Here is a 23,904-nt window from a genome sequence, read left to right as displayed (position 1 = left end):
GACCACCGCGGCACGTCGCGGACGCGAGCCGTCAGTCGGTGTCGCGCGGGAGCGGCTCGCGCCGCACCACCTGCCAGCCGCGCGGGACGCGCAGGGCGGCCGCGTGGCGGGCGCAGAGGTCGTAGCCGTGCGGTTCGACCCGGGTCGACAGCGGACCGACGACCACCATGGAGTCGCCGTAGTCGTACGTCAGGGTCGACGAAGCGCTGTTGGCACACGCCACCTTGCTGCAGATCCGCACGTCCATCTCGTCAGGGAGCCTAGCGGAGCGTCCGGCGCGCACCGGTCCCCGCGTACGATGTGGGGATGCGTCGGAAGCCTCGCCTCGTCACCCCGGTCGACCGCGGTCGGGGGCGCTCCCGGCACGGCCGTGGCGGCCGTTCGAGCGTCACCGGGCCGGAGCTCGCCCCGATCATCACCCGCGCCGAGGCGTTCGACCGGATCGTCGGTGACAGCGCGCACTACCTGCTCGGTCTGTGGCCCGACGAACTGGCCGGCGTGGTGTTCCAGGTGGCGGACATGCCGAGCGACACGACCCTGCCGGACGAGATGCCGCGCTGGCGCATCGACCGCGACACCCGCCGCGTGACCGTCTTCCGGATCCCCGTCGAACGGGTGAACCGGAGCCCCGAGAAGGACGACTCGGACCGCCGCATCATCATCGAGACCGCGGTGTTCCGCGCGGTCGGCGAACTGATCGGCAAGGACCCCTGGGACCTGGCACCGGACCGCTACCGGCACTGGTGAGCCACGGCGGGTCGCCGACGACGTCCGTCGCCGCGCGTCCGCCGGGCGTCAGGGGTAGACGCGGACCGGGGTCGACACCGCGGTGGCCGGCCGGATCGGGAACCCGGCGATCCCGTCGTCCCCGAGGTAGCTGACGCCGGCGACGACGCCGTCGGCACCGGTGATCGTGAGCTGCTTCGCGGTCTGCACCGACAGGGTCTCGGTCGCTCCCGACGGCACCTCGACCCGACGCTGCTCGTCGCCCGAGCGGATCGTCACGGTGCGGTCCGACCGGGTCGGGTTGACGAGGTTCAGCCGTGCGCCGTCCCCCGGGGCGATCGAGGTGATCGCCCGGTCGCCGAGCGGCTCCGCCGACGCGAACCAGCCGAGGTCGGTGCCGTCGCCGTCCGTCGGGGTCGTCGTGCGGGCCCCGGCGACGATCGGGAGGGTCGAGGTGATGGTGAACGAGTACCGGCCGTCCGGGAAGTCGTCGAGCGGGACGTCGGTGACGACGCCCGGTTCGGCGGTGGCGTTGACGGTCGTGCCGCCACCGTCCGCCGTCGTGATGCCCAGGGTGACGCGTGCGGACCGCTCGCCGGGGACGAACAGCCGGACGATCGGCGCGGCGTCGGCGGTGTCGCTGCCGCGCTGGGCCGCCTTGGCGTTCGCGAGGGCGACCGCGGGGATCACCTGCGAGCGCGTGGGCGCGGCACCGCCGGAGACGATGTCGTAGCCGCCCGGCGTGAGCGTCCGGACGACGGTCTCCTGCATGTGTGCCACGATCTGGCCGCCGGATGATGTGACGTGCACGACGGTCGAGGCCGCGTCGGAGACGAAGCCCGAGAGCGGGACGACCTTCTGCGTGTTCGGCGCCACCACGATTCCGGTGGTGCCCGGCGCGCTGACGGTGCCGTTGCTGTCGAAGATCGCCAGGTCGACGGTGGCGTTCACGTCGGTCGGGTTCGACAGCGTGACGAGGCTGGTGCGCCCGGTCTCCGTCGAACCGCCGACGAGCCAGGTGGACTGGCTCGGGTCGTCGCACGAGGCGGCACCGGCGCCGACGAGGTCACCGTTCGAGACGCTCTGGAAGCTGCTGCCCGCGACCTGCGGCGTGGTCTCCCCCGCCGGGGCCGTCAGCAGCCGGGGGTCGCTGCCGCCGGTGGTCGAGGCATCGAGCTCGGACCGTTCGACCGTCGAGCCCGTGGTCGCGGTGGCGACGGTCGCGGTGCCGACCGTGCTCGCCTGGGTCGCGTCGTTGCCGGCGTCGTCGGACAGGCGCAGGGCGCTGCCGGCGCACACGCGCTCGGCGGCGGCGGGGACCGGTGTGACCGTGCGCCCGGCCGGGCGACCCGGCTCGGAGTCGGTGCCGTAGGCGTGCGCCGCGGTGACGGCGCCGGCGGCGACGACGACGGCGACCGCCGTGGCGGTGCCGCGGACGACCCACCGGCGGACGGAGGCGGGGGTGCGGCTCATTCGTCTCGCTCCTCGTCGAAGGTGGTGGCGGGTTCCTCGGCCTCGATGACGTTCGAGGTGGCGCGGCGGCGGCGCGGTGCCGTCGGGACCGCGAGCAGGGCTGCGGCGCCGAAGACCACGCCGAGCACGACGAGGTACAGCACGTGGGTGGCCTGGGTCGCGGCGGAGCCGGAGCGGGTGCGGTCGACCTCGCCCTCGTAGTGGAACAGCTGCCCGTTGGTGGTCTCGCCGATGCTCGTGAAGAGCGCGTTCTGCCCGATGGCGCCGGCGGCCCGGTCGTGCACCGTCTGCGCCTCGGGGTCGTCGCCGGCGTCGTCGATGAGCACGAAGCTCACGCCGAGCTCGCGGAGCGCCGGCCGCGGGTCGTACCCGCTGCGGCTCGCCAGGTTGCCGGCGAGCGTGGTCAGCCGTGCGCCGGACTCGCTCAGCCGGAGTGCGGTGGCGTCGAGGGTCGACTGGTCGTCGAGGGTGGAACCCTGCCCGCGCTCCAGCGTGACGGCGAGCGAACCGTCGTCCTGCGGGACGACCACGAGCGTGCCGACGTCGGGGTTCGCCTGGGCCTCGGCGTTCACGTAGGCACTGAGCACCCTGCCGGTGGTCGGCTCGATCGTGGCCGCGCCGAGGTAGAACGCCGCGAAGGCCGGCGCCACGGCGACCCCGGCGAGCACGGTCGCGACGAGCCCGGTGACCGGGGCGGCCTTCGGCAGCACGTCGATGCCGATGCAGGCCGCGACCACGAGGGCGAGCCAGTACACGGACAGACCGCTGCCGGGCCAGACGATGGTGGTGGTCGAGCCGACACCGGTGACGGTGACGTGGGTGGCGGCGAAGGCCGTCGCGAAGCCGAGGAGTGCGACGACGAGCGCCGAGCCAGCGACCGCCCAGCGGTGTCCGAGCATCGCCCCGATCGCGGAGACGGCCACGGGGAGCGCGAGGACGGCCATCACGATCGGCAGGGCAGCGGCGACCAGTCCGAGCCCGGAGGTGGCCGGGAGCCAGCCGCTCCAGTCCGGCAGGGGCTGCCCGATGGCCAGCTGGAGCGCGGACGGTGCCCGGGTCGCGGACGGCACACCGGGGTCGGCGAACACGGCGAGCAGGTTGCCACGTGCCGCCTGCGCCAGGATCAGCGGCAGGAACAGCACCGCGGTCGGCACCGGGATGAACACCCGACGGTGTGCCCGGCGCCAGCCGACCAGGAGCGCCACGAGCCAGCCGACCAGCAGGACCGGCAGCAGCGACGGCGCCGAGGCGGCGACGACGGCGAACAGGAGCGAGGCGCCGGAGGCCCACGCCCACGAGCGGTGTGCCTCGAGCACGGCGACGAACAGCCACGGCAGGACCAGGTGCGCGATCACGGCGCCGAGGTGCCCGGTGGTCACCGCGCCGACGAGCGACGGGGCGATCGCGTAGAGCGACGCACCGATGACCGGCACCCACGTGCGGGTCGTGACCTTGCGTACCGCGAACCAGGCACCCAGGGCGGACAGCGGGAACGCGACGAGCATGACGAGCACGACCGCGGTGGACGGCGACCAGAACACGATCGACCCGAGCACGGCGAGCACGGCGGCGAAGGGGTCGGACGGGCCGGTGAAGCCCGTGCCGAGCGAGTGGAAGCCGTAGCCGACGTTCTGCCAGAGCTGCCCCGGGGTCGCGGAGAGCGGCAGGAGTCCCCCGCCGGTCAGGGCCGGCGACCCGAGCAGCGGGTAGAGCGTCAAGACGCTGAGCACCGCTGCGGCCAGGACCACCCAGATGCCGCCGTCGCTCAGGAACGACGCCCGTGCGATCGGGGCGTCCTCGACCCGTGCGAGTTCGACGTCGCGCGAGGTGGTGCGGTGTTCGTGCACCCGCCGCCAGCTCACGCGGAGCGGTTCGACGGCCGCCCAGCCGAGCTTCTTCGTGCGGGCCAGGTTCTTGCGCGCGCGCCCCGTGCCACCGCCGAACGCGACGGCGAACGCGGCGGAGAGCTCGGGGACCACGGCGGCGGGGTGCTTCGCGACGAGGTGTCCGAGCGCGCGGCCGATCGCGAACGGCACGAGCGTGAGCCAGTGCAGCCAGACCAGCGCGGCCGGCGCGTAGGTCATCCTGCGGTGCAGCTGCGCCTGCCGGTGCATCCGGACGCGCCGCCCCTCGGACACGCGCTTGCGTCCGAACTCCTCGATCGGCCCGGCGCTGGTGACCTTGGCCTCCGGCACGAGGGCGACGCGGTGTCCGGCGAGACGGACCCGCACCGAGAAGTCGAGGGCCGCGTCGACGTCCGGCAGCGCCGGGTCGAAGCCGCCGAGTTCGTTCCAGACCGAGCGGCGCACCAGCATGCCGCCGGCGGCGACGGCGAGCACGTCGGTGTTGCGGTCGTGCTGGCCCTGGTCGAGCTCGTCCTGCACCAGCACGATCGACCGGCCGAAGCGGGTCATGCTCTCGCCGAAGGCACGGATGAGCGAGGGGTCGTCGTCGGCGACGAGCTTCGGACCGGCGACGACGACCGACGGCGCGATCTCGACGGCGGACAGCAGGTCGGCGAGCGCGGTCGGTGCCGGCGCGTTGTCGTGGCCGAGGATCCACAGCCACTCGTCGACCGGCTCGTCGGTCGCTGCGGGCGGCGCGCTGCGCTCGCCCTGTCGGACGGCGTCGCCGAACGCCCTGCCCGCGGGGAGCCGGACGAGCTGCGCGGACCCACCGAACGACAGTTCGGCAGTCGATCCGTCGGTCGTGCCGACGTCGACGACCACCAGGTTCTCGGGGTGGCGGGTCTGGGCGGCGAGCGCGTCCAGGGTCCGGTCGAGGTGGGCCGCCCCGTTGGCGGCGACGAGGATCGCGGTGACTCTGGGCTGCATGACGGGCGTCACTCTACGGTCTGGAGGCGCGGTGTCGGCTGCGGACGGCGGCGCGCCGTGAACCTGTGGGCGCGCTCACCGCACGGTGCGGGACGGTGCGGGACTGGCGGAAAACGGCTGGTCCCGGCGTCCTCGTCGCAGGCTCCTCGGCGCACCTTCGCACGGCGCTGGCACGCCGTGACCGCTCAGGCGCGCTTCCGCAGCTTGCGGCGTTCGCGCTCGGAGAGGCCGCCCCAGATGCCGAAGCGTTCGTCGTTCTCGAGCGCGTACTCGAGGCACTGCGCCCGGACCTCGCACGAGGTGCAGATCTTCTTCGCCTCGCGCGTGGAGCCGCCCTTCTCGGGGAAGAACGCCTCGGGGTCGGTCTGCGCGCAGAGCGAGTCGACCTGCCAGGCGAGCGGGTTCTCCTCGTCGTCGGACTCCGGACGTCGGACACCCGGGACGCCGAGCGCCACGGGATCGACGTGCCAGTCCTCCGGAACTCCGGCGTGGAACTCGGAACCGTTCACCCTGATCACCCCTGCCGCCTCGACAACGAACCCCAACTCTTGCGGCCGTTGCCTGTAATTACAGCGGTGTCATTCGCCTGAGTCAAGTCGCGGATCATAGAAGGCACTGACCGCTCCAGCGTGTCATGTCCCCCGTTTGGGCGTGTCGCGCCGCACGGGTGGGCCTTCCGGGGGACAACCGACGCGTCCTCAGGCGATCAGGAGGCGCTGCGACGGGCCTCCCACGCGCTCGACACCATCTCGTCCAGGGAGTGCCGCATCGCCCACTCGAGGTCACGGGCGGCGGCCTCACCGGTCGCGACGATGCGTGCCGGGTCGCCGGGGCGCCGCGGTGCGATCTCGGGGTCGAAGGCGATCCCGGTGCCCGCCGCCATGGCGTCCATGATCTGGCGGACGCTCACGCCGTCGCCGCTGCCGAGGTTGTAGGCGCGCTCGAGCGGCTCCCCCGCCTCGAGCTTCCGCGCGGCCACCGCGTGCGAGTGCGCCAGGTCGGCGACGTGCACGTAGTCGCGCACGCAGGTGCCGTCGGGGGTGGCGTAGTCGTCGCCGTTGATGCGCGGGGTGCGGCCAGCGAGCAGCGCGTCGAAGACCAGCGGGAACAGGTTGTGCGGACTGGCGTCGTACAGGTCGGGCTCCCCCGAACCGACGACGTTGAAGTACCGGAGCGACGTGGTCGTGAAGCCCGCGGCGACCTCCATGTCGCGCAGCAGCCACTCGCCGATGAGCTTCGACTCGCCGTAGGGCGACTCCGGGTTCTTCGGGGTGGACTCGACCACGGTCTCGACGTCCGGCGTGCCGTAGACCGCAGCGCTCGACGAGAAGACCGCCTTGGTGACGCCGGTCTCCGCCATCGCGCGCAGCAGGGTCGCCATGCCGGTGACGTTCTGCTCGTAGGTGTGCAGCGGACGCTCGACCGAGACACCGGCGTACTTGAACCCCGCGACGTGGACCACGCCGGTGACCTCGTGCTCGCGCAGAGTGCGTGCGACGAGCTCGCCGTCGAGGATCGTGCCCTCGACGAACGGCACGTCGTCCGGGACGAACGCGCGGAAACCGCTCGAGAGGTCGTCGAACGCGACCGTGTCGATGCCGGCCGAGCGCAGTGCTCGGACGACGTGGGACCCGATGTACCCGGCACCGCCGGTGACCAGCCAACTCATGCTCGCCACGCTAGCGGACGTCGGCGACGCCCCGGTGGCGGTGCCGGTCCGGCCCCTAGGCGCCGGTGGCGATGAACACGGTCGACGTGATGCCGTCCGACGAGTCCGCCTCGACCGTCACGTCGCCCTCGTCCGGCGTGATGAAGCACGACTCGCCCTTGCGGAGCAGGGTGGCGGACTGCGCGCCGACCAGCGTGACGACACCCTCGGTGCACACGGCGATCGACGGGCCGACCAGCGGGGCGACGCCGCCGGTGCTCAGTCCCGCCGGGCGGCCGTCGCCGTCCACCCGCAGCAGCGCGAACCCGACGCCGGCCGGCGCGAACCGGTCGACGCCCGGGGCGATGCGCTCGGGCTCGAGGACCGGGGCCGGGTACGCGGTGAAGTCGAGCACCCGCAGGAGTTCCGGCACGTCGACGTGCTTCGGCGTGAGCCCGCCGCGCAGCACGTTGTCCGACGGTGCCATCAGCTCGATGCCGAGCCCGTCGAGGTAGGCGTGGACGTTGCCGGCGGGCAGGTACATGGCCTGCCCCGCGGCGAGCGTCACCCGGTGCATGAGCAGGGACACGACGATGCCGGGGTCGCCGGGCCAGCTGGTCGCCAGGTCGCGGACGGTCGCGGTGTTCGGGGTGAGCAGGTCGTCGTCGAGCGAGACGGCCAGGTCGCTCGCGGCCTGCACCACGGCGAGCGCGGACTCGTCGGCGGTCTCGAGCCAGCGGACGGTGTCCTCGAGCCCGTGCAGCAGGTGCACCTCGAGCGGACCGAGCCGTCCGGTGCCGGCGTCGAGCACGCGCACCTCGGCCAGGGTCTCCTCGACGGGGCGGAAGCCGCTCAGCGCCTCGAAGCGCTCGCTCAGCGCGACGACGAGCTCGGGCTTCGGGAACGGGTCCTTGTAGTTGCGGGCCGGGTCGTCGAGCGGGATCCCCTCGCGCTCCTCGCGGGCGAACCCCTCCTCCGCCTGCTCCGGGGTCGGGTGCGCCTGCAGCGAGAGCGGTGCCGCCGCCGCGAGCACCTTGAGCAGGAAGGGCAGGCCGGTGCGGTCCGGACCGAGTGCGGTCTCCGGCTCGTCGGCGATCCAGTCGCGGAGCGTGTCAGCTCCACCGACCATGGCCGGGTTGACGACGACACTGGGGCTGCCGGCGTGGGCGCCGAGCCAGAGCTCCGCCTGCGGGGCACCCGTGACGGTGCGGCCGAGGAGCTCCGGGATCGCGGTGACCGAGCCCCAGGCGTAGTCGCGGGGGGTGTTCGTGATGCCGAGGAACATGGGCCAGAGCCTACCGGCGCGGCGCGCGACACTAGAATCTCCGCGATGTCTGCAAGCACGGTGGAGCCGCCGACCCGAGGATCCCTCCGCACCTCGTCGCCCCGATCGACCGACCCGACTCGGTGGGACATCCAGGGGCTCCGTGCGTTCGCGGTCCTGGCGGTCGTGCTGTACCACCTCTGGCCGGCACGTCTGCCCGGCGGGTTCGTCGGCGTCGACGTGTTCTTCGTCATCTCGGGTTTCCTCATCACCGGACACCTGCTCCGCGAGCTCACCGCCACCGGCCGGATCGGGCTCGCCGGGTTCTGGGCGCGCCGGGCGAAACGGCTGCTGCCCGGGGCGTTCATCACCATCGTCGCGACCGGCTCCGCCGTCCTGCTGTGGGTGCCGAGCGCGCTCTGGGGGCAGTACGGACGCGAGCTCATCGCGTCGACGGTGTACGTGCAGAACTGGCAGCTGGCGGCCGACTCGGTCGACTACCTGGCGCAGGGCAACCGACCGTCGCCGTTCCAGCACTTCTGGTCGCTGTCGGTCGAGGAGCAGTTCTACATCGCCCTCCCGCTCCTCCTGCTCGCCGCACTGTGGGCTGCTCGCCGCATGCGCCGATCGGGTGCCGACCCGGTCACCGTCACGCGGGTGCTCCTGGGGGCCGTGGTCGTGCTGTCGCTGGCGTGGAGCATCATCCAGACGCAGACGGCCCCGGGTGTCGCGTACTTCTCGACGGCGACCAGGGCGTGGGAGTTCGCGCTCGGTGGCCTCGCCGCGACCCTCCCCCTGACGGCACCACGGACGACGCCGGCGCGGTCGGTGCGCATCGTCGGCGCGTGGCTCGGCGCCGCGGGGCTGGTGGTGTCGTTGTTCGCCATCACCGCGTCGACGCCGTTCCCGGGCATCGCCGCGGCCCTGCCCGTCGTGTCGGCCACGCTCGTCGTGCTGTTCGGCGGGCACTCCGGCCTGCAGCGCGTCGGCCGGTCCGCCCCGGTCGCGTTCCTCGGCCGGATCTCGTACGCGGTCTACCTCTGGCACTGGCCCGCGGTCGTCCTGCTGCCGATCGTGCTCCGCCACGACCTCACGACGAAGGACCGGGTCGCGATCCTGGTCGGCTCGGTCGTGATCGCCGCCGTGACGACGCTCGGCATCGAGGAACCCCTGCGGTTCTCCGCACGGGTGCGGTCGCTCCGCCCGCGTCGGGTCGCGCTCTACGGCGTCGTCAGCACCGCCCTCGTCGTGGCGCTCGGCGCCGCGTCGCTCACCGCCCTGCACGTGCAGCAGGTCCAGGCGGCCGAGTTCCAGGAGCGCCTGAGCACCGGTGACGTCCGGTGCTTCGGCGCTGCCGCACTGATCTCGTCGTCCGATCCCTGCGTCAACCCGGCGCTCGCGGAGGTCCGCGTCCCCGCTCCCGCGAACGCCCTGGAGGACGACTCGAACCGGCCGGCGTGCTGGTCGAACGACTCGAGCGCGTTCAACGTCTGCGCGCTCGGCCCGAAGTCCGGCTACACGAAGCACCTCATCGCGATCGGCGACTCGCACAACAACGTCTTCGTGGACACCTACGAGAAGATCGCCGAGGCGCGCAACTGGCGCATCGACGTCGCCGGGCACCAGAGCTGCTACCTCACCACGGCGGTGCAGGGTGCCAGCTCGCAGAAGCAGGTCGACGACTGCAACGCCTGGAAGCAGAACGCGATGGCGTACCTCCGCTCCCACCAGGACCTCGACGGTGTGATCGTGACGCACTCGACCGGCAACGGGCCGGTCGTGCCGGCGGCCGGCGAGTCCGACGAGGACGCCGTCGTCGGGGGTCTGGTGCAGGCGTGGCAGGCCGCGGCCGACGTCGGGATCCCGATCGTGGCGCTGCGCGACAACCCGGGCGCGCGACCGGACGTCGTGGCCTGCGTGGGGCAGATGTCCGGACCGACCACCGACGAGTGCGACTCCAGCCGATCGGTCGGCTTCACCCTGTTCGACGGCTCCGAGCAGGCGGTCGCCCGGATGCCGGACAAGGCGCGCCTGATCGACCTGTCGCGCTACTACTGCACCGACACGATCTGCCCGGCGGTCATCGGCGGAGTGCTCGTGCACCGCGACAGGACCCACCTGACGAACACCTTCGCGGTGACCCTGGCCCCGTACCTCGGCGACGAGATCGCCGGCGCACTCGACACGTTCGGCGGCGACGGCCGTCGATGAGCACGTACCCTGACGTCGTGACGAACACCTGGCCGCTGTCCCGCGGGACCGTCCCCGAGCGCGAGGCGTTCTCCTTCGGGGCAACCCTGCTGTTCGTGCTCTTCGCCGGGGACGCCGTCCCCAACACGCTCACGTGGGTGGGAGGGGCGGTCCTCTGGGCGCTCGTCGCCGCGTGGGGTGTCTCGATCCTGGTCCGGGCGCGTCCGCCGATCGTCCGGACGCCCTGGGCGCTCTGGTTCTTCCTGGGCTGGTGCCTGGTCTCGGTGGCGTGGTCGCACTGGCGCCTCGCGACGCTCGCCAGCATCACCGCGCAGGTGATCTGCGTCGCGGTGGCCTTCGCCGTCGCGTCCACCCTCACCTGGCGCCGGATCCTGGACGCGCTGAGCCTCGCCCTGCGCTGGGTGCTGCTGGTCTCGCTGCTGTTCGAGGCGTTCGTCGCCGTGGTCGTGCGCCATCCGATCGTGCCGGTCTGGACCGACTACGGCGACCGGGACATCCCGGACGCGTTCTACTTCTCGCGGGCCGAGCTCCTGACCGGCGGACGGATCCAGGGTCTGCCCGGCAACGCGAACCTGCTCGCCATGGTGGCCCTGCTCGTCGCCATCGCCGTCGCCGTGCAGTTCGCCGAGGGGCGCATCCGGCGGAACCGTGCCGTCGGCTGGCTGGTCCTGGCCGCCCTGGTGCTCGCGCTCACGCGGTCGTCCACCGTGCTCGTCGCGGCGCTCGTCGTCGTGGTCGTCTTCGTCGTCGCGCTGTGGATCCGGAGTGTCCCGACCGAGCGGCGGACCCCGCGGTACCTGGTCGTCCTGCTCGGCGCCGCGGTGGTCGCCGTGGTCTCGTCGGCGGCGAGCGGAGCCGTCTCGGAGATGCTCGGCAAGGGTGCCGACGCGACGGGCCGCGGGCTGATCTGGGACCGCGTCCTCGGTCTGGTCGATCAGCACCCGGTGCTCGGGTGGGGCTGGATCGGGTACTGGTGGCCGAGCATCCCGACGCTGGCCGACCTGGCGCACCGGAAGGGTGTGACGTACCTGCAGGCCCACGACGCGTACCTGGACGTGTGGATGCAGACGGGGTTGATCGGGCTGGTCCTGTTCGCCGTGTACGTCCTGACCACCCTGAACCGCTCGTGGTCGTCGGCGACCCGCATCGGGTACGAGGCGACGCAGGTCCCACGGCCGTTCGACCCGGTGTCCCTGCTTCCGCTGCTCGTCGTCGTCGCACTGCTCGTGCAGTCCGTCGCCGAGTCCCGGTTGCTCTACCAGGGCAACTGGGTGCTGTTCGCCCTCATCGCGATCAAGACGCGCATCGTCCTGGTCGGCGAGGAACCCCACTCCACGGGCGACGGCCCACGCACCCCGGCCGCACGACGCGAGTTCCGGCTGCCGAGCGGGCGCTGACCGCGCCGTCGGACGCTGATCGAGTGCACCGGGGCCGTCAGCGCCCGAGCAGTCGCCCGCACGGTACTCGCGACGACCACGGCGCCTTCCGGACGGCGACCGCGCCCGTCGGGTCCCCGTCGCACGCCGCGACCGCCGCCGGGATCTGTGTCGCCCAGACCGGACCATCGCTCCGGCGGGTCGGGCCCGGCCCGACGTTGCCCAGCGTGGCGACGACCACCACCGCGACGACGCACCAGCCGGTCAGGAGGCGGACGAACCGGGTCGGTGCCGAGCCCGGGGCCTTCCGCCTCGGCTGGTCCCCCAGCAGGACGCTCGCCGCGACGACTGCGCCGGCGAGCAGCAGCAGACCGGACGCCGCGGCGTAGCGCAGCGGCGGGACGGCCGCGAGGGTCACGGTCGGCGCCGCCCAGGGCTGCGCCTCGCCGCCGTTGGCGAGCAGCGCCGCCCACCACAGACCGCCGGACGCCACGGCGAGCGCGATGATCATCCACCGGGCTCTCCAGTGCGCGACCACGACGGCGGCGACGAGCACGGCGGTCACGAGCAGGACGGGGACGACCACGACGCCCCAGCCGTGCGTCACCACGGAGCGGACGGCGGCTCCGACGTCGGGGTTCCAGATGCCGGCGACCGGCTGCAGCGCCCAGCCGGCGATCACGTCGGCGATCGCCGGCGTGCCCGCGGTGCGCGGCCGGTGGTCGGTGGACGCCGTCACGAGCTGTGCGACGCCGCCTGTCAGGGCGACCACCGTGACCGGGACGGCGCGGGGCCACGCCCGGGCTCCGGACGGATCACGCGGCGGCCACCACGCGAGCCCGAGGAGCGGGAGGAACAGCACCGCCTGCAGCTCGGAGAGGACGACGAGGCCGGTCAGGACGGCGACGACGGCGGAGCCCCACCAGGTCCGTGCCCGGTACGCGAGCAGCCACGGCACCGCGAACAGCAGGAACCAGTGGAGGTTCGCGGCGTTCCCGGCGATCTCGAACGGGGCGAGCGGCAGCAGGGCGGGCACCGCGGCGAGCAGCGCACGGAGCGGCCACTGCGGCACGACACCGCGGGACAGCACGAACACGGTCGCCGCCACAGCCCCGACGACCAGGCAGGCGCCGACCGACAGCGCCCGGGCGTACTCCTCGACGGGCAGCGACCAGGCGACGTCGACGAGCACCCGCGGCACGAGGTGCAGGTACCCGGCGTACGGGTGCAGGAGGGAGTCGACCGGGCCGAGGGCGAGGCGTTCCCGGAGGAACACGCCGCCGTCCTCCGCCCACACGGTCCCCCGGGTCGCCGGACCGAGTCGCCACCACGTGAGCGCGGCCACGGCGACGCCGACCAGGAGTGCGGCGCCGACCACGCCGAGGGCGTGGAACGGGCGGGAGGTCGTGCTCGCGGGGCGCTGCATCGTCGGACGACGCTAGCCGGTTCATCGCGGATCAGCGATATCGACGCTCCGCGATGCCCGGCTCCGAGGTGCGTGCGCCAAGATGGTCGGGTGACGGACGGACGGTTGACGAAGCGTGTGCTCGCGCGCCGCTACCTCTCCGCGTGGGTCGGGTTCTCCGCCGGTGGACGGTTCAGCCAGGCGCTCGCGACGGTCATCGTCCTGTTCGCCTTCGGCCAGCCGACGGTCGAGGCGCTCGTCGGCCGTGCCGGGGTCTGGGCCGTGCTCGTCGCCCTCGTCGTCCTCGCCGGGCTCAGCCTGCTCGGCCAGCGCTACCGCATCGAGTGGCACGGGGTCCTCCCGCTGTCGCTCCTGGCCCTCGTCGGCTACTGCGCCCTGAGCGTGCTCTGGAGCGAGTACTCGTGGGTCGCCCTGCGGGGGCTCGTCAGCACCGTCTGCTTCATCGGCCTCGGCCTGTACCTGGCGCTCGGCCGCGACCTGGTGCAGCTCATCCGGGCGTCCGGCGACGCCTTCCGCATCCTGCTCGTCGCCGCGCTCGGCCTCGAGGTCCTGTCCGGGCTCGTCCTCGACCTGCCGATCCCCGCGTTCGGGATCCAGGGCACCATCGCCTACGGCGGCCCGATCCAGGGCATCGGCGGCACCCGCAACTTCATGGGGTTCATCGCGGCGATGGCGCTCGTCACCTTCGTCGTCGAGTTCCTCACCCGCTCGGTGACCACCTGGCGGGCGATCGGGTCCGTCGCCCTCGCCGTGATCGCGCTGATGCTGGTGCAGTCACCCATCACCGGTCTGGCGATGATCGCCCTCGCGGTCACCGCCCTCGCACTGTGGTCGCTGCGGCACGCCCGCCCGACGACACGGCCCGTGGTCAACGGCGTCCTGGGCGGGACGGTGCTGCTCATGATCGCCGTCGCCGTGCTCGCCCGGCACCGGGTCCTCGCCGAGATCGGCGCAGCGGGCGGCACCGCGACGCGGCTCGACCTGTGGTCGCAGATCCGGGTCTTCATCGGCCAGTACCCGATCCAGGGCTGGGGCTGGGTGGGGACCTGGCCCCGGGAGGCGGTCGTCCCGTACGTCACCTTCATCGACCCCGCCGGGCACCGGTTCACGTCCGGGTTGAACGCGTTCATCGACGCGTGGCTGCAGATCGGTCTCGCCGGCACGATCATCCTCGGGCTGACGGCCGTGCTCGCGTTCGCACGCGCCTGGGTGACGGCGACGACGTTCCCCGGCGTCGCCTACGTGTGGCCGGCCGCCGTCCTGGTACTCCTCGCGGTCACCAGCACGGCGGAGAGCTACCTGCTGCACGGCGCGGGCCTGATGGTCTTCGTGGCCGTCCTCGTCATCGCGGCACGACGTCGGTCGTGGCGTCGGCACCTGCCCCGCACCTGATCGGCGGGGCGTGTGCCGATGGACACACCACTGCACCGTCGAACGCGCTCCCGTCACCGGGTGCCCCTAGACTGCCCGGGACCGTCAGGGGGACGGTCCTCGTCGTCAAGGAAGCACCACATGCGTCTGCACCGCCGCCTCGCTCTCGTCCTGACCACCGCGCTCGCCGCCACCGGCATCGCCGTCGTCGCACCTGCGACCGCGGCCGACGCCGCAGCTCCGGCGACCGGCCGCTACACGCCGATCGACACGACGCGCGTGTGGTCCGGCGGGCTCAGCACCACGCCGAAGGCCGTGAAGATCGCCGGTTCGGCCGGGGTGCCGACGAACGCGACCGCCGTCGTCGTCAACGTCGAGGTCGCGAAGCCGACCGCCGCCGGCTACGTGCGGGTGACGCCGGCCGGCAAGGACGCCACCGTCGCCACCCAGGACTTCGCGGCCGGTCAGACGATCGCGAACCTCGTGACCGTCCGCCTGGTGAACGGGTCGATCCAGGCGAAGCTCTCAGCGGGCACCGCGAACGGGTACTTCGACGTCGCCGGCTACTACGCCGACGGCGCCGGCGCGACGTACACACCGCTGGACGCCGCCCGCGTGTTCAGCGGCCCGGTCGGCACCACCCCGGTCCCCGTGCCGCTCGCCGGCCGCGGCGGGATCCCCGCCGACGCCACGGCCGTCGCCGTCAATGTCGAGGTCAGCGGGCCGACGACGGCGGGGTACGTCCGGGTGACGCCCGCCGGGCAGGACCCACAGGTCGTCACGCAGCTGTACTCGGCCGGGCAGTCGCTGTCGAACCTCGCGATCGTGAAGCTCGTCGGTGGTGCGGCGCAGGTGAAGCTCTCGAAGGGCTCGGGGACCGTCTTCATGGACGTCGCCGGGTACTACTCGAACGCGTCGACCGGTTCGGTGTTCGTGCCGATCGACACCACGCGCGCCTTCGCCGGAGCCGTGTCGACGACCGCGGGCACCCTCCGGCTCTCCGGCGTGGCCGGGGTCCCGGGCACCGCGACCGCCGTCGTCGCCAACGCCGAGGTCACGAAGCCCACGACGGCCGGGTACCTGCGCGTCACGCCGGCCGGACAGGACCCCCAGGTGGCGACGCAGCTGTTCGGCGCCGGACGGCCCGTCGCGAACCTCGTGATGGCCAAGGTCACCGGGTCGAGCGTCGACCGCCGGGTGCAGGCCAAGGTCTCGCGCGGCTCGGCACAGCTCCACCTCGACGTCGCCGGGTACTTCCTGGACGGCTCGAGCGGGACCGGCTTCGGCGCCGACGTCTCGTGGCCGCAGGGCGGTTCGCCGTCGGACTACCCCGTCGGCCAGGCGTTCGGGATCGTCGGTGTGAACGGTTCGCTGCCGAACCAGACGAACCCCTCCCTCTCGCAGCAGCTCGCGTGGGCCGCGGCGTCGACCGGCGGGACCGCACAGCCGAAGACGCAGCTCTACGCACTCGCCGCGAACCCCGGCAGGGACGCCTCGGTGTGGCCCTCGTCGAACACCGACCCGGCGGGCCGTACCGTCACGAACCCCTACGGCACCTGCACGAAGGGCGCCTACAACAGCGCCTGCTCGTACATGTACGGCTACACCCGTGCGTACGAGGCTGCGAACACCCGTGGTGTCCCGAACCCCGCGTCGTACCGCTGGTGGATCGACGTCGAGACCGGGCTGTCGTGGCTCGGTGCCGCAGACGCGAAGGACCACCAGACGCAGAACCGTGCCGACGTCGAGGGCATGGTCGCCGCGCTCCGGTCCGCCGGCGTCTCGACCATCGGCATCTACTCGACCGCCTACCAGTTCGGGCAGATCGTGGGGACCGTCCCGACGACCTCGACGCTCCGTGGGTTGCCGAGCTGGATCGCCGTCGGTACAGACGGCGTCGCGGCCGCCCAGAAGGCGTGCTCGGCCGGCGGCCTCACCGCGGGCAGCCAGGTGCGGATGGCCCAGTACGTCGTCGGGAGCCAGGACTTCAACGTCAGCTGCGTCTGAGACGCGGCCGGCGACGGACGGGAGGCGCGGTGCCAGCTGGCACCGCGCCTCCCGTCCGTCGCACCGGTGCGTCAGCGACACGTGCCCAGGTCTCGATTGCCGCTGCGCTCGAACAGGTGCCACCGCGGGTCCGTCGACGCGGTGTCGCGGACCCCCCCGGCCGTGCCGTCGGGGCTGCCGTCGTCGACCACCAGGACGTGCGCCGTCGGCACCGCCCGGAGCACGGCCGCCGCGGCGGCACGGACGTTCTCGGCCTCGTCGTACGTCGGGACGTCGACGAGGGCCGAGGCCGGTGCCGGTGCCGGTACCGGCGTCAGCGGTTCGTCAGGCGCCGCTTGATCTTGCCCGCGACGCTGCGCGGACCCTCGGTGCGGAAGTAGTGCACAGCACGGCCGACGTCGTAGCGGACGCCCGACAGCGGCTTGCGCTCGGGCACGCGCACGCGCATCTGGTGCGGTTCGACGGCCGAGACGGTGTCGCGCACCGACTTGTCGGCCGCGCGGACGGGGTTCCGGCAGAACTCGACGAGCGGCGCGAGGACGTTCTCCCACGTGAACTGCTCGCGGATGCGGTCGACGTTGCCGATGAACTCGGCGCGGGCCTTCTTGTCGAAGAGCGCGGTCTCCAGCGCGTCGGCGAGGCCGTCGACGTCCTGCTCGTGCACGGCGATCCCGAGCTTCTCGGCAGCGACCAGGTCACCGAAGGAGTCACCGGCGGTCGTCACGATCGGCAGACGGGCCCACAGGTAGTCGAGGATCCGGGTGCGGAACGAGAACGTCGTCTCGAGGTGCTCGTAGTGTGTCGAGACACCGGCGTCGGCCTCGAGCAGGTAGGCACCGCGCTCCTCGTACGGGATCCAGGCGTCGTTGAAGAAGACGTTCGTGCCCGTGAGTCCGAGGGCGTCGGCCTCGGCACGCACCTTGGCGACGATGTCCATCTCGGGGACGTCCGGGTTCGGGTGCTGCACGCCCATGAAGAAGAGCTTGACGTTCGGCTTCCGCTCGGCGAGCCGGCCGATCGAGCGCACGAGCGTGATCGGGTCGAACCAGTCGTAGATCCCGCCACCCCACACGACGAGCTTGTCGGTCTTCCCGATGCCCGGCACCACGCCCTTGACCCGCTGCTGGTCGTGCACCGGCGGCGTCGAAGAGAGGCCGAACGGCACGACGCCGATGAGCGAGCGCAGGTCGGGGTCGCGCGAGTACGTCCGGGCGTTCACCCGCCCGGACCCGGCGAGCTGGCCGAGCCAGAACATCCGCTGCCGTTCCGAGGCGCAGATGAAGTAGTCGCCGAGCTCGAGCTGGTGGTTCAGCGTGTCCGAGGCGTCGAGGATCTGACGGTTCCACTGGTCGACGTCGTCGCTGCGCCCCTGCTCGAGCTGCTCGAGGTGCAGCGGGTCGTAGACGTCGACGACGAGGATCTTGCGCGTCGACTCGAGCACCGGGAACAGCCGGAGCGCGTGGCCCTGGACGATGATGACGTCCGCCCACGCCTCGTGCTCGACCATCTGCCGCGGGTGACGGTGCGGCACGGTGACGACCTCGTACGACGGGTCGATCTGCGACGAGCGCGTGAGGCTGATCACGCGCACGTCGTGCTCGTTCGCGAGCTGCTTCGCCATCTGGGTGGCGCGGATCGCCGGTCCGGCCATCTTCTCGCCGATCGAGTCGCCGGTGATGATGAGGACGCGACGACGGGTCCCGACCTCGAGCACGCCGAGCGAGTGCACGATCTTGTCGTAGCCGGCCAGGTAGTTCTCGATCGGGTACGCGGGCTCGTCGCGGTTGCCGAACAGGCGGAGGAGCTCGCGGTCACTGCGGACACGGCTCGCCTGGATCGCGCGGCGCGACTCGGTCATCGAGGGCAGCTGCTCGACGAACTGGTCGACGCCGTAGATGCCCGCCATGCTCGTCTTCGGCACCGGGATGGTCGGGACGCTGTCGTCGCCCGGGTTGCGGAGGTCGAGCTCGGTGGAGTCGAGTTCACCGCGGCCGACGGCACGGCGGACGGCCAGCGCGAGCGATCCCGGCAGCGCCGCCGCGAGCTGCTCGTCACCGAGGTTCTTGTACAGGGTGAAGAGCGCGTTGCGCTCGAGCAGGTACGTCTCGCGGAAGTCGCCGAACTTGTTCATCGACGCGTGGTGCTTGTGGAACGCGACCGACTTCGGCTGGTAGCGGAAGCGCCACCCGAGCAGGTTGAGCCGCCATCCCAGGTCGACGTCCTCGTAGAACATGAAGTAGCGGTCGTCGAACCCGCCGAGCTGCTCGAACAGCTCTGCGCGGATGAACATCGCCGCACCCGTGCCGAACAGCACGTCGGTCTCGGATTCCCAGCGGCCGGTGTCCGGCGACCCGGCGAAGGGCTTGTAGCCCATCCCGTACCAGGTCATCGCGGCCTCGGTGAAGTCGACGTTGACGCCTTCCCAGTCGAGGACCTTCGACGCCACGGCACCGATGTCCGCGCCGGCGGCGAAGGTCGCCATCGCCTCGCGCACCCAGCCGGTGTCCGGACGGGCGTCGTTGTTCAGGAACGCCACGATCTCGCCGGAGGAGTGCTCGACGCCGAGGTTGCAGCCGCCCGTGAACCCGAGGTTGGCACCGGAGTCGACGAACGTGAAGTCGAGGTCGGAGGCCTTGAGCCGTCCGACGTGCTCGGGGCCGGAGCCGTTGTCGACGACGATGACTTCGAGCCGGTCCTGCGGCCAGTCCTGCTTCCGGAGCTCGGCGATGCTCGTCAGTGTGTCGTCCGTGCCCTTGTAGTTCACGAGAACGACGGACACGACTCCTGGCTTGCGCTCTGTCACGGCGAGTTCCTCCAGCTGCAGCCGCGGGCGCGGCACGGGTCGGTGATCCGGCCGTCGAGGATGCCCGACGGCCGACAACACCCTACAAGGCGCAGCACGGCGCTCGGCGGAGGTCGCGCCCGGGTCGGGCACAATGGGCACCGTGACGCACCACTCGATCCCCACGGCCCCCGCTCCGTCCCCGCTCGCCGCCGAGTACGACGCGATCGCTCGTGGCGACCAAGCGACGGGCAGCAGGGGGACGATCCGCTTCGCGGTGTCGACGGACGACACCACCGAGGGCAAGGGCGACCTGTTCGTCGCGCTCGGGCTCGCCCGTGCGCTGCGTGCGCACGGCTGGGGCGTGGACCTGTGGCCGATCCGCCGCTGGGCGGAGGACGTCCCGGACGACACCACCGTGCTCGTCAGCATGATCGAGTCGTTCGTCCCCGGGCTCGTACCGTCCCGGACCGCCACGGTGGCGTGGGTGCGCAACTGGACGGCGCAGTGGGCATCGTCGCCCTCCCTCGCCGAGTTCGACGCCGTGTGGGCGTCGTCCTCGATCGCCCGCGACGCCCTGTCCGAGGTGGTCGACGTCCCCGTCGAGGTGGTCCCGATCGGCGTCGACCTCGACCTGTTCCGGCCCGACGTGGACGGGACGCCCGGCCCGCGGACCGGACGCACCGTCACCACCGTCAACTTCTGGGGTGCCAGGCGCGGCGTGCAGGACGTGCTGCAGCAGGTGGCACCGGCCGAGCCCGTCGTCTGGTTCGCCGCCAACGTGGAGCACGTCGACGCCGCCCCGGGCGTGGAGCTCCGTCCGGCGGTGTCGTACTTCGCCCTGCCCGAGGTCTACCGGGCTGCCGCGTTCGTCGTCGACGACGTCATCGCGCCGGCCGCCGAGTTCGGCACCCTCAACTCACGCCTGTACGAGTCGCTCGCGTGCGGCGCGCTGCCGGTGACGAACTGCGCGCTCGGTCTCGACGAGCTCGGCCTGGCCGACGTCCCGGTCTTCACCGACGCCGCCTCGCTCGAGCGCGCGATCGCCATGCCGGCCCACGAGCGCGACGACCGCGCCGAACGGCTCCGGAACGTGGTCGTGGAACGCCATTCGTACGCCCGACGAGCCGAACAGGTCGCCCCGTCGCTCGACGCCGCGCTCGAGCGTGCAGCGACCCGCTCGGGCACGCGGCACCCGCTGCTGCGGTGGGCGACGCTGCAGCGCGAGGTGCTGCGCGCGACCGAGCAGGAGCGCGACGTGCACCGCGCCGGGGTCGACGACATCAACCGCCGGCTCATCGTGTCCGAGGAGGCGGTCGCGGTCCTGGACCGGGCCCGACAGGACGCCGAGGCGGCGCGACGGCGCGCCGAGGCCGAGCGTGACGCGATCGCGACCCGGTACGACGCCCTCACCCACTCCGCCGAGTTCCGTGCCCTCGACCGGCTCGGCGGCGTGGCACGAGCCCTCCGGCGCCGCGGCTGACACCGCTCCCGCGGCTGCGTGCGCCCCGGACGGGACGACGACGGAACGGGAGGCGCGGTGCCAGCTGGCACCGCGCCTCCCGTTCCGTCGTCCCGGACCCGCTACGAGACCGTCACCGTCTTGGTGCCGAAGTCCTTGTAGGCCCCGCCCGGCAGCTCCTGGTACCAGATGCGCACGGTGTGCTTGCCCGGCTTGACGCCGCTGAGCGTCGTCGCCAGACCGACGTCGGAACCCCATCCCGGGTGTGCCCGCTCCACGTCGGTCCGGACCGCGTTCGCACTGCCGGAGGCCGCGCCGACACCGTCGAGGTGGATCTTGTACTTCACCGGGGCGAACGTGTCCGGGTCGATCGCCCAGCCCCTGACGGCGACGGTCCCCCGGCCGCCGGTCGCGGCGTCGTAGGCGCCGTACACGGCTCCGGTCTTGCCGGTGGGTGCGGGGACGGCGTCCTTCACGGTCACCGACTTCGTGCCGAAGCTGACGTAGTTCCCACCGGGCAGGTCCTGGTACCAGACCGTCACCGTGTGGGTGCCCGCCTTGACGCCCGTGAGGGTGACCGCGAGCCCGACGTCGTCACCCCACCCGGGCTTGGCGGCGGCGATGTCCGCGCGGACCGCGTTCGCGCTGCCCGCGGCGGCACCGACGCCGTCGAGGTGGATCTTGTACCTGACCGGGTCGTAGCGGTCCGGGTCGATCGCCCAGCCCTTCAGGGCCACGGTGTTCGGACCGGCGGTGGCCTGCTCGAACGAGCCGGTGACGGCACCGGTCTTGCCGGTGGTGCCGGTCGACGGCGGGGCCGCGACCGTGACGGTCTTCGTCCCGGCGCTGACGTAGGTGCCGCTCGGCAGGTCCTGCCACCAGAGGGTGACCGTGTGCTTGCCGGGCGTGAGGCCGGTGAGCGTGGTCGCCAGGCCGTGCGACGATCCCCACTTGGGGTAGGACTTCGCGACGTCGCTGCGCGCAGCGCTCGCACTGCCGGCCGCCGCTCCGACACCGTCGACGTGGACCTTGTACCGCACCGACGCGTACGTGTCCGGGTCGATCGCCCAGCCCTTCAGCGCGACCGAACCGATGCCGCCGGTGGCCGACTCGAACGAGCCCTTCACGGCGCCGGAGGTCCCGGTCGACGCCGTGACGGTGACGGCCTTCTGCGCCACGCGCACCCAGGTCGCACCCGGCTTGTCCTGTGTCCAGAGCGACACCGTCCGCGATCCCGCCGCGACGTTCTGGATCGTCCTGGAGAAACCGACCGTGCTGCTGGCACCCGGGTACTTCGCGGCGATGTCGGTCCGCTGGACGTCGGCGGTCGCCGAGATCGCGCCGACACCGTCGACCTGCACCTTGTAGGCGGTCGCGGCGGACGAGTCCCGGTCGAGCGCCCACCCGCTCACCGCGATCGTGCCGGTGCCGCCGGTGACGGTCTCGAGGCTGCCCACCGGGGCCGCGGCCGGGACGGTGACGTCACCGCAGTTGAGCAGCGTGTTCGCGCCCGCGCCGACGTTGATGCCGAAGACGCACACGGTGTGCTTGCCCGGCGTGATGCCCGTGAGCGTCGTCTGGAAGCCGTGTGCGGTGTTGCCCGAGCCGAGGCGCGAGGCCAGGTCGGTGCGGTTCGCGTTCGCCATCACCGAGGCCTTGCCGACGCCGTCGACGTAGAACTGCGCCCTGATCGCGGCGGTGGTGTCCGGGTCGGCCGTCCAGCCGCGCACGGTGATGGTGCCGCCCACGCCGCCGGACTGCGAGTCGACGTGCCCGATCGGCGAGGACCCACCGGTGGGCGATCCGAACCAGTCGGTGTACATCCGCCAGAAGTTGCGGTTGCCGTAGGCCGAGCAGGAGTCGCCGGTGCCGTAGAGGTTCGACATCGCCGCCGTGTTCGGCGTGTACGGGGTGTAGATGTACAGGCCCGCCGTCGCCTGGTTCTTGATGTAGACCGTCTTGCGCCCGCACGCCGCGTTCGGGTTGTAGAGGATCGAGTTGTTCCGGCCCGCCTGGTACGCCCACGACGTCGGCGACGCCTGGTAGCGCTTGAACTGCAGTGCCGCGGCGTAGACCTGCTGGCCGAAGCCGTAGTACGCCGGGTCGCACGGTGCGGTGTCCGGGCAGGCGAAGCCGGTGGCGTGCAGGTACATGTAGCTCGTCGGCGAGTTCGTCGCGACGATGCCCTGCTCCTTCTGCAGCAGGACCAGCAGCACCTTCTGGCTGATCCCGCACGCGGCACCCACCTGGGCGATGACCGTGGCGGCGGACTTGTTGCCGCCGGGGATCGCCGAGCACCGGTTCGGGACGACCCCGATGGCGCTCATGTTCTGCGTGAAGTCCTTCAGGCAGGCCGGGCCGCCGGAGGCGCGCTTGCAGTTCGGGGCGACGCTGTTGAGGAACGACTGGACGGCCGATCCGCTCATCGCGCCGCCGTCGTAGAAGTTGGCGTCGCTGATGATGTTGCCCGGGTCGAAGTTGGCGGCGACCGCGGCCGAGGCCGGTTCGGTCGTCGTCTGCTCGGACACGATCGTGCCGATGGTCAGGCCGCTCACCGCGATCGCCAGGGCAGCGGTCATGCCGAGCACCGCGCGCAGGGGTCGACGGCGACCGCCACGGTCGAGGATGGAACGCATCACGGCACCTCCGCCGTCATCGGCTCGGACGTGGTCGACTTCGACCCGACCGAGTACTGCAGGGTGATGGACCACGTGCCGGTCGACACCTGGCTCGCGGGGAACGACGCCTGCGCGCAGTTCACGGACGAGGCGCTGGCCTGGGCCGTGCTCGTCGCGCTGCGGGTGACGCCGCCCTTCTTCGCCTGGAAGGTGCAGGTCCCCGAGGCGTCGGTCGTGCCGGACACCAGGCCGCCCGCCTGGAGCGTCTTGCTGCCGGCATCCCAACCGGAGAACGTGACGACCGCCGTCGCCGGGAAGTCACCGGGGTCGACGTCGGGCTGCGGGGTCTCGCCGCTGCCGGGGAACGCCGTCGGGACGTCGTCGTCGGACGGCTCCGCGGTCGGCTGGGTCGACACGGGCGTCGAGGGGGTCGCACTCGGCGACGTCGTCGGGGTCGCGCTGGGCGTCCGCGACGCGCTGGGCGCGGGTCGGGGGTCGTCGCCGGAGGAACACCCCGCCGCGAAGAGACTGAGAGCACCGACCACCGCGAGCGCAGCGATCGACCGTGGAGCAAGCTGCATGCTGACGGGCCGTCCTGTGGTTGTTGACAAGGGTCCGGGTTGCGTCAACGGTAACCCCAAAGTGAAGGTTGAGAGTTGTTCTCGCGCACTTTGGCCCCCGCACGGGGGCGGAGTCGCGAGGGGTT

At 72.3% G+C, this 23,904-nt stretch carries 17 protein-coding genes; 6 read left to right on the top strand and 11 right to left on the bottom strand.

Translation table 11 applies throughout. The features are described 5' to 3' along the window. Positions 1–31: 31 nt before the first annotated feature. Complete coding sequence (locus tag DEJ27_RS04230; protein ID WP_110861186.1) at positions 32–247, bottom strand: DUF3499 family protein; 216 nt, start codon at positions 245–247, stop codon at positions 32–34. A 59-nt stretch (positions 248–306) separates the two neighbouring features. On the opposite strand from DEJ27_RS04230, the gene DEJ27_RS04225 reads away from it, so the two are divergent. Then, a complete protein-coding gene (locus tag DEJ27_RS04225; RefSeq protein WP_110861188.1) occupies positions 307–747 on the top strand; it encodes a metallopeptidase family protein in 441 nt (146 codons plus the stop codon). Between the two features lie 48 nt (positions 748–795). Here the strand turns inward: DEJ27_RS04225 and DEJ27_RS04220 are convergent, their stop codons facing one another. The 5 genes from DEJ27_RS04220 to manA form a co-directional block, all read right to left on the bottom strand. Continuing rightward, a complete protein-coding gene (locus DEJ27_RS04220; protein WP_111090386.1) occupies positions 796–2,199 on the bottom strand; it encodes a DUF5719 family protein in 1,404 nt (467 codons plus the stop codon). Continuing rightward, a complete protein-coding gene (locus DEJ27_RS04215; RefSeq protein ID WP_111090385.1) occupies positions 2,196–5,033 on the bottom strand; it encodes a glycosyltransferase family 2 protein in 2,838 nt (945 codons plus the stop codon). Before DEJ27_RS04215 ends, DEJ27_RS04220 begins: the two co-directional genes overlap by 4 nt. A 185-nt stretch (positions 5,034–5,218) precedes the next feature. Continuing rightward, positions 5,219–5,551 carry a WhiB family transcriptional regulator gene (locus tag DEJ27_RS04210; RefSeq protein ID WP_375231876.1) on the bottom strand — a complete coding sequence of 111 codons (333 nt, stop codon included), beginning with the start codon at positions 5,549–5,551 and terminating at the stop codon, positions 5,219–5,221. Between the two features lie 188 nt (positions 5,552–5,739). Then, on the bottom strand, positions 5,740–6,702 hold the full coding sequence (galE, locus tag DEJ27_RS04205; RefSeq protein WP_110861386.1) for a UDP-glucose 4-epimerase GalE: 963 nt from the start codon (positions 6,700–6,702) through the stop codon (positions 5,740–5,742). A gap of 55 nt (positions 6,703–6,757) precedes the next feature. Continuing rightward, complete coding sequence (gene manA, locus DEJ27_RS04200) at positions 6,758–7,966, bottom strand: mannose-6-phosphate isomerase, class I (RefSeq protein WP_110861196.1); 1,209 nt, start codon at positions 7,964–7,966, stop codon at positions 6,758–6,760. Positions 7,967–8,011: 45 nt separating this feature from the next. Between manA and DEJ27_RS04195 the strand changes: the two genes are divergently transcribed. Both DEJ27_RS04195 and DEJ27_RS04190 read left to right on the top strand, forming a co-directional pair. Beyond that, a complete protein-coding gene (locus tag DEJ27_RS04195; RefSeq protein WP_111090384.1) occupies positions 8,012–10,156 on the top strand; it encodes an acyltransferase family protein in 2,145 nt (714 codons plus the stop codon). Positions 10,157–10,173: 17 nt separating this feature from the next. Beyond that, a complete protein-coding gene (locus DEJ27_RS04190; protein ID WP_146238561.1) occupies positions 10,174–11,553 on the top strand; it encodes an O-antigen ligase in 1,380 nt (459 codons plus the stop codon). A 37-nt stretch (positions 11,554–11,590) separates the two neighbouring features. On the opposite strand, the gene DEJ27_RS04185 is transcribed toward DEJ27_RS04190, so the two are convergent. Then, on the bottom strand, positions 11,591–12,958 hold the full coding sequence (locus DEJ27_RS04185; protein ID WP_110861203.1) for a hypothetical protein: 1,368 nt from the start codon (positions 12,956–12,958) through the stop codon (positions 11,591–11,593). A gap of 90 nt (positions 12,959–13,048) precedes the next feature. Here DEJ27_RS04185 and DEJ27_RS04180 point away from each other — a divergent pair, with 90 nt between their 5' ends. Next, positions 13,049–14,350 (top strand): O-antigen ligase, encoded by a 1,302-nt coding sequence (locus DEJ27_RS04180; RefSeq protein ID WP_111090383.1) that lies wholly within the window; start codon positions 13,049–13,051, stop codon positions 14,348–14,350. 120 nt (positions 14,351–14,470) lie between these two features. Then, complete coding sequence (locus DEJ27_RS04175) at positions 14,471–16,336, top strand: hypothetical protein (RefSeq protein WP_111090382.1); 1,866 nt, start codon at positions 14,471–14,473, stop codon at positions 16,334–16,336. Between the two features lie 71 nt (positions 16,337–16,407). On the opposite strand, the gene DEJ27_RS04170 is transcribed toward DEJ27_RS04175, so the two are convergent. Both DEJ27_RS04170 and DEJ27_RS04165 read right to left on the bottom strand, forming a co-directional pair. Continuing rightward, the gene (locus DEJ27_RS04170; RefSeq protein WP_111090407.1) at positions 16,408–16,653 is read right to left on the bottom strand and encodes a glycosyltransferase; all 246 of its coding nucleotides are present in this window, start codon (positions 16,651–16,653) and stop codon (positions 16,408–16,410) included. Further along, positions 16,650–19,175: a glycosyltransferase gene (locus DEJ27_RS04165; RefSeq protein ID WP_375231889.1), complete on the bottom strand. Its 2,526-nt coding sequence runs from the start codon at positions 19,173–19,175 to the stop codon at positions 16,650–16,652. Before DEJ27_RS04165 ends, DEJ27_RS04170 begins: the two co-directional genes overlap by 4 nt. Before the next feature lie 106 nt (positions 19,176–19,281). Between DEJ27_RS04165 and DEJ27_RS04160 the strand changes: the two genes are divergently transcribed. Then, positions 19,282–20,601, top strand: a complete 1,320-nt coding sequence (locus DEJ27_RS04160) for a glycosyltransferase (RefSeq protein ID WP_146244647.1) — start codon at positions 19,282–19,284, stop codon at positions 20,599–20,601. A 101-nt stretch (positions 20,602–20,702) separates the two neighbouring features. Here DEJ27_RS04160 and DEJ27_RS04155 read toward each other — a convergent pair whose 3' ends face one another. Next, positions 20,703–23,216: a hypothetical protein gene (locus DEJ27_RS04155; protein ID WP_111090380.1), complete on the bottom strand. Its 2,514-nt coding sequence runs from the start codon at positions 23,214–23,216 to the stop codon at positions 20,703–20,705. After that, positions 23,216–23,614 (bottom strand): hypothetical protein, encoded by a 399-nt coding sequence (locus DEJ27_RS04150; RefSeq protein WP_110861213.1) that lies wholly within the window; start codon positions 23,612–23,614, stop codon positions 23,216–23,218. Before DEJ27_RS04150 ends, DEJ27_RS04155 begins: the two co-directional genes overlap by 1 nt. Positions 23,615–23,904: the final 290 nt, after the last annotated feature.

Origin of the sequence: Curtobacterium sp. MCPF17_018, from assembly GCF_003234135.1 — a bacterium.
GTDB classification, from domain to species: Bacteria; Actinomycetota; Actinomycetes; order Actinomycetales; family Microbacteriaceae; genus Curtobacterium; species Curtobacterium flaccumfaciens.
Note: the sequence above shows the minus strand (reverse complement) of the source record. Positions and strands in the feature narration are given on the sequence as shown.

Coding starts and splice junctions, on each gene's coding strand:
- DEJ27_RS04230 (WP_110861186.1), bottom strand. CDS start 247: ATGGACGTGCGGATCTGCAGCAAGGTGGCGTGTGCCAACAGCGCTTCG.
- DEJ27_RS04225 (WP_110861188.1), top strand. CDS start 307: ATGCGTCGGAAGCCTCGCCTCGTCACCCCGGTCGACCGCGGTCGGGGG.
- DEJ27_RS04220 (WP_111090386.1), bottom strand. CDS start 2,199: ATGAGCCGCACCCCCGCCTCCGTCCGCCGGTGGGTCGTCCGCGGCACC.
- DEJ27_RS04215 (WP_111090385.1), bottom strand. CDS start 5,033: ATGCAGCCCAGAGTCACCGCGATCCTCGTCGCCGCCAACGGGGCGGCC.
- galE (WP_110861386.1), bottom strand. CDS start 6,702: ATGAGTTGGCTGGTCACCGGCGGTGCCGGGTACATCGGGTCCCACGTC.
- manA (WP_110861196.1), bottom strand. CDS start 7,966: ATGTTCCTCGGCATCACGAACACCCCCCGCGACTACGCCTGGGGCTCG.
- DEJ27_RS04195 (WP_111090384.1), top strand. CDS start 8,012: ATGTCTGCAAGCACGGTGGAGCCGCCGACCCGAGGATCCCTCCGCACC.
- DEJ27_RS04185 (WP_110861203.1), bottom strand. CDS start 12,958: ATGCAGCGCCCCGCGAGCACGACCTCCCGCCCGTTCCACGCCCTCGGC.
- DEJ27_RS04175 (WP_111090382.1), top strand. CDS start 14,471: ATGCGTCTGCACCGCCGCCTCGCTCTCGTCCTGACCACCGCGCTCGCC.
- DEJ27_RS04155 (WP_111090380.1), bottom strand. CDS start 23,216: ATGCGTTCCATCCTCGACCGTGGCGGTCGCCGTCGACCCCTGCGCGCG.